Source organism: Leucobacter coleopterorum (assembly GCF_011382985.1).
Taxonomy (GTDB): Bacteria; Actinomycetota; Actinomycetes; order Actinomycetales; family Microbacteriaceae; genus Leucobacter; species Leucobacter coleopterorum.
Genome location: NZ_CP049933.1, coordinates 742,585 through 756,276, shown reverse-complemented (window position 1 = coordinate 756,276; position 13,692 = coordinate 742,585). Strand labels below are relative to the sequence as shown.

The window sequence follows — 13,692 nt, the reverse complement described above, 5'->3', positions numbered from 1 at the left end:
GCTATGCTGACACCAATTGCCAGGTTTGACGTGCGATTTCAGCTTCCTCGTCAGTCGGAACAACCAACACGTCAACACGCGAATTGTCCGTGCTGATGCGGCGCGGGCCGCCTCCGACCGCAGCATTTCGGGAGGCGTCGATCCTCACCCCGAACCAGTCCAGCTCTGCACAGACCGCGGCGCGCAAAGCAGGTGAGTTCTCCCCCACACCAGCCGTGAACACAATCACGTCTGCACCACCGAGCTCAACGAGGTACGCACCCAGGTACCGGCGGATCGCATGCACGTAGACCCCAAAGGCGAGCTGGGAAGCAGCGTCGCCGCTCCCTGCCGCGCGCTGCAAGTCTCGGAAATCATTGGATCCAGCAAGCCCCATCAGCCCCGAACGCTTATTGAGCAGCTGATCGAGCTGATCTGTGTCGTAGCCGGCACGCAGCAGGTGCAGCATGAGGCCGGGATCAAGATCACCGCTACGGGTCCCCATGACAAGACCTTCAAGCGGTGTCAGCCCCATCGACGTGTCAACTGAAATGCCGCCGTCAATTGCGCACGCAGAGGCACCGTTTCCCAGGTGCAACACAACCTGTTTCAGAGAAGAGACCGGCTTGCCAAGGAATGCGGCGGCGCGCCGCGACACAACCAGGTGCGAGATCCCGTGAAATCCGTAACGTCGGATCCCGTGCTCACCGGCTACTGCCGTATCAATTGCGTAGGTGTAGGCCTCGGGAGGCATCGTTTGGTGAAAAGCGGTGTCGAACACTGCCACGTGCGGAACATCGGGAAACGCAACACGGGCCGCAACGATCGCCTGGTAGTGAGCCGGATTATGCAGAGGGGCAAGCTCACCGAGCGTGAGGATCCGCTCGGCCACCGCATCAGTAATCAGTGTTGGCTCGACGAACTCGCTGCCGCCCTGCACAACCCTGTGCCCTACAGCCGCAATGCCCAGTCCAGAGACAGGAGTACCGGCGCGCGCAAACGCGTCAAGCATCGCAGCGAATCCGGCCGCGTGATCCGGAACCGCGAGTTCAAGCTCACTCAGCACTTCGTCGGTCTCATGCCTGATTCGACCCACGGATTCGCCGATCCGTTCGACGAGCCCCGAGGCGAAGCGCTCACCATTTGTTGCGTTTACCAGCTGATACTTGGCCGAGGACGAACCGCTGTTCACCACTAAAATTGTCGTCATGCCACAGCCTCCGCCGCTTTCTGAGCTCCCGCCTGCACCGCGGTGATCGCCACGGTGTTCAAAATATCTTCGACCGTCGCCCCTCGCGAGAGGTCGTTAACGGGCTTATTCAGTCCTTGAAGTACAGGCCCAACAGCTACTGCCCCCGAGGAACGCTGCACAGCTTTGTAGGTGTTATTCCCTGTGTTCAGATCGGGGAAGATAAACACGGTCGCCCGTCCTGCAACCTCGGATCCAGGCAACTTCGAAGCACCGGTCGAAGGGTCACTCGCTGCGTCATACTGCAGGGGACCCTCGATGAGCAGATCGGGGCGTGCCGCCTGGGCGAGGGCGGTCGCCTCTCGCACTTCGTCGACATCGGCGCCGGTTCCAGACTCCCCCGTCGAGTAGGACAGCATTGCGATGCGGGGCTCTACTCCGAACTGAGCGGCGGTCTCTGCCGACGATATTGCGATGTCAGCGAGCTGCGGCGCGGTCGGGTCGGGATTTACCGCGCAGTCTCCGTAGACCAACACCCGATCTGCAAGAGCCATAAAAAACACACTCGACACAACGGACACACCTGGCTTGGTCTTAATGAACTCCAGGCTCGGCCGAATTGTGTGGGCGGTCGTGTTCGCTGCCCCAGAGACCATGCCATCGGCGATGCCAAGCTGCACCATCATCGTGCCGAAATAGCTGCCGTCCAGCATCACCTCTCGGGCTCGTTCCAGGGTCATACCCTTGTGAGCCCGCAGCCGTGCATACTCGGCAGCAAAGCGGTTTCGCAGAACGGAGGTCGCCGGATCGATAACCTCTGCCGCATCAATCGATAGGCCCAGTTCACCTGCACGCTTGCGCACGGCGGATTCGTCGCCGAGGATCGTGAGTCTCACCACTCCGCGCGCAAGCAGTGTGCTCGCGGCGCGCAGGATCCGGTCATCCCCACCCTCCGGCAGCACAATGTGAGCGTTCGCCGCGGTGGCCCGCTCGAAGAGTTCGTACGCAAACATGACTGGTGTGCGGATCCCGCCGCGGTGCAGCCGGAGCCGCTCGCGCAGCAGAGCCGTGTCAACGTGCTGCTCAAACAGCGCGAGTGCTGTGTCAAACTTCGCAGGTGACTCCTCAGTGAGCAAGCCGCGCGATTGCATGATGCGACGCCCAGTCTCGAAGGTACCGAAGCTCGTACGAATAATCGGCAGCCTAGAGTCGATGCCGTCGAGCAGTCGCTCAACATCAGGCGGCAACGCGAAGTCGCCGTTCAGCACAACCGCCGCGATAGTCGGAAACGTTGGGGCCTCGTGCGCCATCGACACGGCTAGCAGCGTCTCAGCGCGATCGGCCGCGATCACCACAACGGATCCCTCGAGCAACCGCGGTAGCACGTGCTCCATCGCCATACCCGCAACAACTATCTCGCGTACCTCCCTGGCAAGCAGCTCGGCGCTCCCTCGCACCAGCTTGCCCTCAACCGCGGCGACAACGGCAGAAACCTGCGGCGCCACCAGCAGCACTTCTTCGGGCACCGCCCACACGGGCACATCTTTGGGTAGGCAAGCGGACACCGCGACACTAATGTCGCTAAGGTGCTCGGGATCAGAGCGATTCACCAGCGCCGCAAGTACCGTCGCGTGCCCCTTCTTGAGCTCATTCAGACTAATCTCAGCGATCTGCGCAATCTCCTCTGGAGCGCGAGCCGGGATCTGGCCGAGCTGCTCGAGGCTGTCGCTTGCACGGCCGCTGAGCACCAACATAACCGGCACGTCAAGGTTCGCGGCGATGCGCGCGTTAAAAGACAGTTCAGTGGGCACCGCCACATCGGTGAAGTCCGAACCAACGACAACAACGGCATCGCAGTGTGCCTTGAGCGATTGGTACGCGGCGACGATCCTTGCCATAGCCCCGTCAGGATCAGCATTCGCTTCCTCATACGTGACGCCAATACATGCCTCGTACGGCACGTCGGCGGTAGCTCGCCCACGTAGCAACTCGAGCACCCGATCACGACGTGCGCCAGCGCGGATCAGCGGCCTGAACACACCAACTCTCGGTGCATCTGGAAGCAGCGCGTCGAGCACCCCCAGTGCAACCGCACTCTTACCAGTTCTACCTTCGGCCGATGTCAAGTAAATGCTTGCTGCCACGTATTTAAGCTTAGTGAGCTTGCCTTAGGCTTAGCTCCCGATTCGCAGTTCCTGCGGCGGAGCTTTTGTCACGGATTACATAGACAGATCGGGCGCAGGCAGGCCATACTCGTTTTTCAGGGCTGAGAGGGCTGCGTACCAGCCAGATAACCCGTGTACGCCGGGTCCCGGAGAAGTCGACGATGAGCATAGATACACACCCTTCGCCGGGGTGCGCCAAGGATCCTGCGCAATAACAGGACGTTTGACCAGTTGCAATAGCGAAACGGCACCCGCACTAAAATCTCCACCGATGTAATTGCGGTTGTACCCCGCGAAATCGGCCGCCGTAGTCACCTTAACGGCTTGAATCCGGTCTCGAAACCCGGGGCAAACCGTTCGATCTGTGAGATTACTGGCCCCGACATATCTATCGTCGATCCGGCAGGCACGTGCGTGTAGCTCCAGACCGCGTTGACTCCCGCAGGATTACGCTCGGGGTCAAACTCGGTCGGCTGCGCGAGCAGCACATAGGGGCGTCCGGGGTGCCCGCCGCGTACGACGATCTGCTCGGCAGCGGCCCCTCGGCTCGGGAACCACCCAGGTGCACCGTGGGCGCGGCGTTGACGCGGGGATCGGTCCAAGGAATTGGACCGTCGAGCACAAAGTCAACCTTGGTGGCGGCATTGCCGTAGCGAAACTTGGAAAGCGCACGCCGGTAGCGCTTCGGAAGGCGCGACCCAGCGATTCGTTCGAGGCCACGCGCGGAGGTGTCGAAGAGCACGAGCGCGTCGCCGAGCTCATCGATGTATTCAATATCGCGCGAGGTTTCAATTCGGCCACCGTGCGCGAGCAAATCAGCCGCGAGCGCATCGGTGATCGCTCGGGAACCACCAACCGGCACCGGCCACCCACTCGCGTGGCCGAGGGCACCGAGCACGGTGCCAACCGCCGCGGTAGCAAGGTTGGGCATCCGCCCGATACTGTGCGCGGCAACACCAGAGATGAGCGCGGGAGCAAACTCTTCGCGGAACCGCAGATTCCACAGAGGGGTGCCCTGCTCAGCAGTTCGGAGCGCAGTCGCGATCGCGGCAGGAAGGTCTGAGGGCCAGCGCAGCATGTTACCACCGAGCGAAAAATCGATGACTCCTTCAAGGCGCCTGAGAAGCGGACGGTAGAAGCGGGCATAGGCAGCCCCGTCTCTACCGATTTCTTGAGCAGTCCGATCGAGGTTGCGATAAGCCATTGCAGCCCGCGAGCCTTCGAGGGGGTTCGCGTAGGACGCCTCCGGCACAACGAACTCCACTCTGCGGGTCAGCTCGAACTGCCTAAAAAAATCGGTGGCTAATGCCATGGGGTGGATCGCCGAGCACACGTCGTGGAGCACTCCCGGTTGCACGAGTTCCGCTGTGCGGGTTCCGCCACCGACAGTTTCGGCGGCCTCATATACGGTGACTGGAATGCCCGCTCGGGCCAGCGTCACCGCCGCCGCAAGCCCGTTGGGGCCGGCACCAACGACAGCGGCACCACGTGAAGAACTCATGCGTTGAGCCTACCGCGCCGACAGACAAACACTTCCGGGCATGCAAGACCCCCCATGCACCCGGTAGAGCCCGACTACCCTTGCTCCGTTTCCGTCCTGGGGGAGTTCGCCGAGGTACCGCCACATGGGGGCTTACACAGTCTAGCGGATCTTGGCGACCGCTTGATCACACCAGCTTTGCAATCTCTGTTGACCTTCCACCCGCCCCAGCTCTCGACGAGCCTCGGGATGCGCGTGATACCAGCGCAGCGAGGTGTAAAGAGCATCTGTTGGCACTTGGTAGCCGTCTGCGGAGAGCATTTGCACCCGGTCAGTAATCGATCCGCCCGGCGACAGCACCAACCGGATCATGCAGAGGTCCTCGGCATCTCGCACAGGCACAATCACGGGTTCCACACTCTTGATTTGAGCCCAAGGAATTTCAATGTCTTTGCCCGGTACTCGCACCGCAACGGAAGATTCACCAAGAGCAATGCCGCTTGGCCGAGTACCAAAGCTTCCATTGCGTTGGCGACGCCCCAAGAGAAGCACTGAGATCCAAAGACCCAAGCACCCCAGTGCGGCAACCACCACAGATATCAACAGCAGAAACACGGAGTTTGTTGCGGAGTTCAGTTTTGGCATGACCCCAACCACTTGCAGAACTCCACTCAGTGCCATTACCAGTAGCCCGAGTGATCCTAGAATGACACCGAAAACAAGCGCTATGCGCGCGGCCTGCGTGGGTGCGAGATGCACCCACGAATCGGCCGTTGGTCGCTCAGCACGAGTCATCACAGTCGCATTGATGAGGCGAAACGACCCCCGGGGATCGCCCTGAGGTACCATCCCAAAAGCGATCAGCGCGAAGAACCCAAAAACCACAATCGTCACAATGCCGGGTGTTTTGCTGTCTACTCCAAGCGAAGTCAGTCCTCCGTAGAGCCCGACTACCGCAAGAACAGAGCCCAAGATTATGGCTCGCGCTTTGGTCATTGGTGATTTTCTGGGGTACGCACCAAGCCGTCGGCTTCGGCTCCCAGCATCGCTTCACCGACAGACAAGGCCTGCCTCGCGAGATTCGCCATTGGTGAGTCTCGCGAGGCGTCATCCCGTCGCGGAAACCGCTCCAGTTCGCTCAAGGATTTCACTGTCATGGGGTACGGCTATTCCTTTACCTCGGTCGCAATCGACTCCGTCATTATCGGAGCCGGCCCGGTGAGGATTTCCTCAGTTTGCTCCTCGTCGATTTCTCCGGCGAACTGAGCCTGGTGCAGCTTGTAGTAGGCGCCACGACGCTCAAGCAACTCAAGGTGTGTGCCCTGCTCAACAATGCGACCGCGCTCCATCATGAGGATTGAGTCGGCGTCACGAATCGTTGACAGTCGGTGCGCAATCACAAACGAGGTGCGGTCGGCGCGCAGCGCCTGCATCGCCGTCTGCACTAGCACCTCAGTGCGGGTATCGACGGATGATGTCGCCTCGTCGAGGATCAGCAGCGACGGGTTCGCAATGAACGCACGCGCGATCGTCAGCAGCTGACGTTCGCCCGCAGACAACGACGAAGCGTTCTCTTCGATAACCGTGTCGTAGCCCTCAGGTAACTGCCGCACGAAGCGGTCCACCATGGTTGCTTGCGCGGCTTCGACAACTTCTTCGTCGGTAGCGTCGAGACGACCGTAACGAATGTTCTCGCGGATCGTACCGTTGAACAGCCACGCGTCCTGCAGGACCATACCAACTTGGCTACGCAGATCGGCCCGAGAGAGCTGCGTGATATCAACGCCATCAAGCAGGATCTTGCCGCCGTCGAGTTCATAGAACCGCATGACGAGGTTCACGAGCGTCGTCTTACCGGCACCGGTCGGGCCGACAATCGCGACCGTGTGGCCGGGACTCGCTTCGAGCGACAGGTTTGAGATGAGTGGCTGTTCGGGATCGTAGCTGAAGCTCACGTCGTCGAACTGCACGTGACCGTCGCACCGCTCGGGCAGCTTCTCGTTTGCGGTATCAGGATCCTGCTCATCAGCGTCAAGCAGCTCGAAGGTGCGCTCAGCGGATGCCACACCCGACTGGAGCATGTTCGCCATCCCCGCCATTTGGCCGATCGGTTGCGCAAACTCACGAGAGTACTGAATAAACGCTGTCACATCGCCAAGGCTCATCTGCCCTGAAGTAACACGTAGGGCTCCCACAACTGCGATCAACACATACGTGAGGTACTGCACAAACTGCATGGCGGGCATGATCGTGCCTGAAAGAGCCTGCGCTTTAGATGATGCCTCGAACAGTCCCTCGTTGCGTCGGTCAAACTCTTCAACCATTTCTTGGTCGCGGTTGAAGATGCGCACCAGTTCATGCCCGGTAAACGACTCCTCAATGTGACCGTTCAGGTCGCCGGTATTTTTCCACTGCGCCACGAATAGTTTCTGTGCACGAACACCGACAACCCCCGCGATAGCGCCAGACAAGGGCAGCGCGATGAGCGCGATGAGCGCGAGTTGCCAAGAAACAACAAACATCATTGCGGTGATACCAATAACAGTCAGTACCGACTGCACCAACTGCGAGAACGCTTGTTGCAACGCTTGCTGAATGTTGTCGACATCGTTTGTTACCCGTGAAAGCACATCGCCCCGCTGGCGTCCGTCAAAGTAGCTCAGGGGTAGGCGATTCAGCTTCGTTTCAATGTCCTGTCGCAGTGTGTAGACAACGCGCATAACCAGGCGGTTCAGAACATATCCCTGCAGCCACATCAAGAAGGAAGCGACAAGGTACAAACTAAGAACAATCAGTATCAACTGTCCAAGTGCCGCAAAATCGATTCCTTGCCCCGGCACCACCTGAGAACCTGACAGCATGTCGGCAAAGTCACCGTGACCTGTCGCTCGCGCTTGCTCGATGATCTGGTCAAGCGGGACCCCCGCAGGTAACTGATTGCCCAGCACACCGTTATAAATCACATCGAAGGCTTGGCCGAGAATTTTGGGCGCAATAACCGTGAGAACCACGGAACCCACCACCAGGACCACAACGAACAGGAACAGCCATTTCTCAGGCGCGAGCAACCCAATAAGTCGCTTCGCGGCTGGCCAAAAATGCTTGGCCTTCTTAGCTGCCTGCCCACCGAACCAGTCGTCACCGTCAGGCTGGTAGTCGTCGGGCAGTTCGAACTCATCGATTGCGACTGCACCTGTCTCGGCCGCGGATTCTTTCTTCTTGCGCGCCATCAGACCGTCTCCGCTTCCTCAAGCTGGGATTTCACAATTTCTTGGTACACCGTATTGGTGTGAAGAAGTTCGTCATGCGTGCCACGTCCCACGATCTCACCGTCTTCCATGACCAAAATCTGATCAGCCTCAGTAATCGTCGACACCCGCTGTGCCACGATAATCGTCGTTGCGCCAGCGGTGGCATCCGGCAAGGCTGCTCGAAGTCGAGCATCGGTGGCAACATCCAACGCCGAGAAGGAATCGTCAAAAAGATAGACTTTCGGCTTTGCTACCAGAGCACGAGCTATTGAAAGGCGCTGGCGTTGTCCGCCTGAGACGCTCGTTCCGCCCTGCGAAATTGGCTCATCAAGTTGTTTTTCTTTCTCACGCACGAACTCTTCACCCTGCGCGACTCGAAGCGCCTCCCACAGTTCTTCATCGGTGGCATCACTTCGCCCAAACCGAAGGTTCGAGGCGACCGTACCTGAAAAGAGATAGGGACGCTGAGGAACAAGACTTGCGGTCTCCGCAAGCTGTGCCCTGGTGAGCGCAGAAACAGGGACCTTATCAATGGTGATGCTGCCGGACTGCGGATCATACAGACGCAGCATCAAATTGAGCAGAACGGTTTTGCCGGCTCCCGTCGAACCGATGATAGCGGTCGTTCGACCCGGCTCAGCGACAAACGAAACACCATTAATGACGGGTTTCTCTGCACCTGGGAAACCGAAGGTCACGTCGGAGAATTCGATGCGACCTTCGGTCGGAGTCGGTTCAGTCTGCTGCTTCGGAAATTGGAGGCTCGACTTCGTGTCTAGCAATTCCCGAATACGTTCCGCACAAACCACCGCACGCGGAATCATCATGGTCATAAAGACACCCATCATGACCGCCATCAGAATCTGCAGCAGATACTGAAGGAAGGCTGTCAGAGACCCGACCTCAACAAGTTGCTCGTCAACACGATGTCCTCCGAACCACAGCACTGCGGCGGTTGCAAAGTGCAAGACCATCATGATTACGGGGAACATCAGCACAAAAATGTTGCCGACTTTTACCGAAACATCAGTGATAGCTCGGTTCGCATCACCGTATCGATCAGTTTCAAAGTTCTCACGAACAAATGCGCGAACCACGCGGATGCCCATGATCTGCTCACGCAGTACGCTGTTGATCGAGTCCACTCGTTCCTGCATAGTGCGAAACAGCGGCAACAAAAGCCATACGAGAAAACCAACGATCACCGCGAGAACAGCAACCGACACCCAGACAAGCCAGGCCATGCCCGCGTCTTCTTGCAGCGCCATGATGATGCCACCGATTGCCATAATGGGGCAGACACCATGAAGTTCAGCGTCATGAGCACAAGCATCTGAATCTGCTGCACGTCGTTTGTGCCGCGGGTAATGAGAGTGCCAGCACCAAAGTTGGTTGCTTCGAGGGTGGAGAGTGAGTCAACCTTACGGTAGACCTCACGGCGCAGATCTCGCCCAATGCCCATCGAGCTTCGCGCCCCGAAATAGACAGCGAGAACGGCGGAAGCAACCTGGCCAAGTGAGATGAGGAGCATCTGGCCGCCGGTATTCCAGATGAAGTCGGTATCACCATTGGCAATACCCTGATCAATGATCTTCGCGTTCAAGCTCGGCAGAGCAAGTGCGGCAATGGTCGAAAGCAATTGAAGCACAAGTACGAGACTTATGAAGAGCCAGTACTTCTTTGCGTGTCGTAGTGCAAGAGATATGAGGGCCACGAGGGTCCTTTCTTTGGTCCTGTGCTGAACACTTAGTCGCAATCCACACGGCTAAGCGGAACAGCAGCCGGATCACCGTAGCAGATGACCCGAAATTACGCCAGTTATTCGGCTAAGGAAACTGTACGAGGGACCCCAGACATTGACAGTTCAATCCCTATAACCACCAGCTCTCCCGCGCAAAAAAGGGCGACTCTCCCGCAGGAGAGTCGCCCAGATTCGCGTAAGCGAAAAGAATTACGCGAGCTTGACGCCAGCGCCTGCCTCTTCGAGCTTAGCCTTTGCTTCTTCAGCAGCTTCCTTCTTCGCGCCCTCGAGCACGTTCTTAGGAGCTTCCTCAACGAGAGCCTTTGCCTCGCCCAGGCCAAGGCCGGTCAGCTCGCGCACAACCTTGATGACCTGGATCTTCTTGTCGCCAGCCGACTCGAGAACGACGTCAAACTCGTCCTTCTCTTCGACTGCCTCTGCAGCAGCAGCGGGGCCAGCAGCAGCAACCGCAACCGGAGCAGCAGCGGAAACGTCGAACTCCTCCTCGAATGCCTTCACGAACTCGGAGAGCTCGATGAGGGTGAGGCCCTTGAACTGCTCAAGCAGCTCTTCTGTTGAAAGCTTAGCCATTGTGTTTCTCCTTGATATTTGCTCTTACGCAGCTGCGCAAAGAGCGGATCTTATTGGTTCCGAACCGGCAAGAGCCGAATCTATGCGTCCTGCTTCTCCTGCAGCGCGCCGAAGCCGCGAGCGGCCTTAGCGGGCAGAGCGTTGAACAGCTGTGCAGCACCGATCAGCGAAGCCTTCATGGCGCCAGCGGCCTTAGCCAACAGCACCTCGCGGCTCTCGAGATCGGCAAGCTTGCCTACCTCAACGGCGGTCAGAGGCTTGCCATCGAAGTAGCCCGCCTTCACCACCAAAAGAGGGTTTGCCTTGGCGAAGTCACGCAGTGCCTTTGCGACAGCAACGGTGTCACCGTGAACGAAAGCGAGAGCCGAAGGACCGGCAAGCTCGTCATCGAAAACAGTGATCCCGGCTTTGTTCGCCGCAATCTTGGTCAGCGTGTTCTTCGCCACAGCGTACGTCGCGTGCTCGCGGATGGAGTTACGGAGATCCCGCAACTGTGCAACCGTGAGACCGCGGTACTCAGTCAGCAGAACGGCGGACGACTCTTCAAACTTCTTCTGAAGATCGGCAACCGTAGCATCCTTCGTAGCCATGGCGCTCCCTAGCTTGTTGTACCCGGGTAGCGGATGCTACTCGAGGGCCGTGCCACTCAGAGCTCATGAAACAACAAAAGCTCCGGCGCGCACGCACGGAGCTTCAAAAAGTTCGGGATCAGATCCCTACTCAAGGAAAATCGTACCTGCGCTGGTCTTCGCTTTCACGAACGTTCTGGGGTTCTTGCGAATCCTACCGGCGGTCTTGGGCCGTTGGATACTTTAGCACAGTTTTGCTGGCGGATCACTTGCGCGTAAACCGCAGATGCCAAGCTCGCAGAACCTCAACAAGCACCACGCCGACCACTACGACGCCAAGCACTATCGCCCCCAGTGGGTTCGGCAGCCATGTCACCTGGAAAAACCCTTGACTGAGCGGGATCAACCAGATGAGCGCCAGCCCCGCATACATCGAGAGCACAATCAGAATCCGAAATGGACTCACAGGCCGTGCCATCACAGCGAGCACCCAAAGGGCGATCCCCGCGAGTGTCAACGTCGAAGCGGACTGCATTTCTTCAACACTGAACGGACCAAGTTGATCCCCAAGTATTTTGAGCGCAATGAGTCCGGCTGTAACAATGAGCCCCGCGGGAATCGCAAAGGCAAGAGAGCGCTTCAAGAATCCGGAGCGGTATCGCGTCGCGTTAGGCATGAGCGCGAGAAAGAATGCTGGAATGCCGATCGTCAGGCCGTCGGTAATCGAAAGCTGTCGCGGCAAAAAGGGGAAGCTCCAGGAGAGCACACCAAACACAACAGCAACCGCGAAGGCGTAGGTGGTTTTAGTGAGAAAGAGCATTGAAACGCGCTCGATGTTCGCAATAACCCTCCGCCCTTCTGCAACCACACCGGGCATACGGTCAAACCGCCCATCAAGCAGAATGATGCGCGCGACGGCCTTCGTGGCCTGCGCAGCGGTGTCCATTGCGATGCCAAGATCAGATTCTTTGATCGCGAGCGCGTCGTTGACACCGTCCCCAGTCATCGCAACTACGTGTCCACGACTCTGCAGAGCATGCACAATCGCGAGTTTCTGCGCCGGCGTCACTCGCCCAAACACATGTTCTCGCTCAAGTACCTCAGCGAGCTGATCCAGGTCTTGAGGCAGCTTCCGGGCATCAAAACCGGCCTCGCTGCTCAGCCCGACCTCCCGCGCCACCGCTGAGACGGTTCGCGGATCGTCCCCGGAAATCACTCTGACGCCAACGCCCTGCTCAGCAAAATAGCTCAGTGTTTGCGCGGCGTCGGATCTCACCTGCTCGCGGAAAGTGAGCATCGCAACGGGGATCAGCCCCTCGGGCAATTCGGGATCATCGTCGGAGGTGAGGTGAATTGTCTGAGCACTGTAAGCGAGTACCAGTGTTCTGAGACCGGCCTCAGCGAGTTCACCCGCCAGTGACAATGGCCCGTCAGCCGCATCGGATCCTCCCTCTGACACAAGCACGAAGTCAGGAGCACCAAGCACCCAGGTTCCCGAAGTTACGGAGCCAGTGGAGCTATCACTGGCAAGTGCACTCCACTTTCGCACGGAGTCAAACGGCACCGCACCGACCGGCTCAAAACCGTTTGTCGCACTACCAAAAGGCTCAGCGAGACAGCGCGCGGTCCCGTTCGCCTCCGGCGACTCCCCTAAGTAGCCCAGCACCTGTTGCCACCCTGGTACCTCGTGAAGCATGTGGGATCGGTCAAACATCATCTCGCCGGTTGTGAGTGTGCCCGTTTTGTCCAAGCAAAGTATGTCAACTCTGGCTAGCCCCTCAACAGCCGGCAACTCTTGAATCAGTACCTGCCTATTTGCAAGAGCCACACCACTCACAGCGAAGGCAATGCTGGTCACGAGCACAAGCCCGAGAGGCACCATCGCAATCACCGCAGCAACAGCACCCACGACGGCCTCGCGCCACTGTCCATTTTCGATTGCGACTTCCCAGCCGCCCTGCGCTTGCATCTGGCCGTTCACGACGATCAGGATCATGGGCCCCAAGGCCCAGGTGATCCAGCGAAGTAGGCGGTCGATGCTGCTGCGAAGCTCGGAACGCACGAGCGAAAATTTGCGGGCTTCCGAGGTCAGCTTGGCGGCGTACGAATTAGCTCCGACTCGAATCACCTCGGCCAGTCCTGATCCTGCGACCACACTCGAGCCCGAAAGCACCTCGGCATCAACACGTTTGCGAACAGCGACCGATTCACCGGTGAGCAGTGATTCATCGATTTCAAGCCCGCCCGGCCCGAACTCGTCTGTCTGCACAACCCTGGAATCAGCGGTGATCTGGTCGCCCGTGCGCAGCACCAAAAGATCGCCCATAACCACACGATCGAGAGCAATTTCAGAGACGCGCCCCTCACGCATAACCCGGGCGGTGGGTGCGTTCAGCACGGCGAGTCGATCAAGCGTTCGCTTCGCACCGAACTCTTGGACAACCCCAATGATCGTGTTGAAGAGTGCCGGTAGCCCAAAGAGCGCATCTTGCCAGCGCCCGAGCGCAAGCAAGATCCCAAAGCCCGTAAAGACGATTGCGTTGAACAGCGTGAATACGTTCGCGAGGAGAATTTCCCAGAGGGATCGGCTGGACCCGTTTGGCAGAACGTTACCGAGTCCAGCAAGGTGCCGCCTCTCAGCTTCCGCTTCACGGAGCCCGGAAAACACTGAAGAGACACGCGGTTCGCTTTTGTCGCGTGTCTCTTCAGTCCCCGATTGCATGGAAC

General features: G+C 58.6%; 7 protein-coding genes, 1 other RNA gene and 2 pseudogenes. All 10 read right to left on the bottom strand.

The window, feature by feature from the left end; all coding sequences use genetic code 11:
• Nucleotide 1 precedes the first annotated feature (1 nt).
• A complete protein-coding gene (locus G7066_RS03455) occupies nt 2-1,189 on the bottom strand; it encodes an acetate/propionate family kinase (RefSeq protein WP_166329006.1) in 1,188 nt (395 codons plus the stop codon).
• A complete protein-coding gene (gene pta, locus G7066_RS03450; RefSeq protein WP_166329004.1) occupies nt 1,186-3,312 on the bottom strand; it encodes a phosphate acetyltransferase in 2,127 nt (708 codons plus the stop codon). The genes G7066_RS03455 and pta overlap by 4 nt, the downstream gene beginning before the upstream one ends.
• Nucleotides 3,313-3,387: 75 nt before the next feature.
• A pseudogene (locus tag G7066_RS03445) lies at nt 3,388-4,834 on the bottom strand (phytoene desaturase family protein).
• Nucleotides 4,835-4,872: 38 nt separating this feature from the next.
• Nucleotides 4,873-4,971, bottom strand: an RNA gene (gene ffs, locus G7066_RS03440) — signal recognition particle sRNA small type.
• Nucleotides 4,972-4,975: 4 nt separating this feature from the next.
• Nucleotides 4,976-5,809, bottom strand: coding sequence for a hypothetical protein (locus tag G7066_RS03435; protein ID WP_166329002.1), 834 nt, complete (start codon nt 5,807-5,809; stop codon nt 4,976-4,978).
• A gap of 170 nt (nt 5,810-5,979) precedes the next feature.
• Complete coding sequence (locus G7066_RS03430; protein WP_166329000.1) at nt 5,980-8,043, bottom strand: ABC transporter ATP-binding protein; 2,064 nt, start codon at nt 8,041-8,043, stop codon at nt 5,980-5,982.
• A pseudogene (locus tag G7066_RS03425) lies at nt 8,043-9,778 on the bottom strand (ABC transporter ATP-binding protein). Before G7066_RS03425 ends, G7066_RS03430 begins: the two are co-directional and overlap by 1 nt.
• A 237-nt stretch (nt 9,779-10,015) precedes the next feature.
• The gene (gene rplL / locus G7066_RS03420) at nt 10,016-10,396 is read right to left on the bottom strand and encodes a 50S ribosomal protein L7/L12 (protein WP_166328998.1); all 381 of its coding nucleotides are present in this window, start codon (nt 10,394-10,396) and stop codon (nt 10,016-10,018) included.
• An 80-nt stretch (nt 10,397-10,476) separates the two neighbouring features.
• Nucleotides 10,477-10,986 carry a 50S ribosomal protein L10 gene (rplJ, locus tag G7066_RS03415; protein WP_166328996.1) on the bottom strand — a complete coding sequence of 170 codons (510 nt, stop codon included), beginning with the start codon at nt 10,984-10,986 and terminating at the stop codon, nt 10,477-10,479.
• A gap of 244 nt (nt 10,987-11,230) precedes the next feature.
• Nucleotides 11,231-13,687, bottom strand: coding sequence for an HAD-IC family P-type ATPase (locus G7066_RS03410; RefSeq protein WP_166328994.1), 2,457 nt, complete (start codon nt 13,685-13,687; stop codon nt 11,231-11,233).
• Nucleotides 13,688-13,692: the final 5 nt, after the last annotated feature.

Coding starts and splice junctions, on each gene's coding strand:
- G7066_RS03455 (WP_166329006.1), bottom strand. CDS start 1,189: ATGACGACAATTTTAGTGGTGAACAGCGGTTCGTCCTCGGCCAAGTAT.
- G7066_RS03435 (WP_166329002.1), bottom strand. CDS start 5,809: ATGACCAAAGCGCGAGCCATAATCTTGGGCTCTGTTCTTGCGGTAGTC.
- G7066_RS03430 (WP_166329000.1), bottom strand. CDS start 8,043: ATGGCGCGCAAGAAGAAAGAATCCGCGGCCGAGACAGGTGCAGTCGCA.
- rplL (WP_166328998.1), bottom strand. CDS start 10,396: ATGGCTAAGCTTTCAACAGAAGAGCTGCTTGAGCAGTTCAAGGGCCTC.
- rplJ (WP_166328996.1), bottom strand. CDS start 10,986: ATGGCTACGAAGGATGCTACGGTTGCCGATCTTCAGAAGAAGTTTGAA.
- G7066_RS03410 (WP_166328994.1), bottom strand. CDS start 13,687: ATGCAATCGGGGACTGAAGAGACACGCGACAAAAGCGAACCGCGTGTC.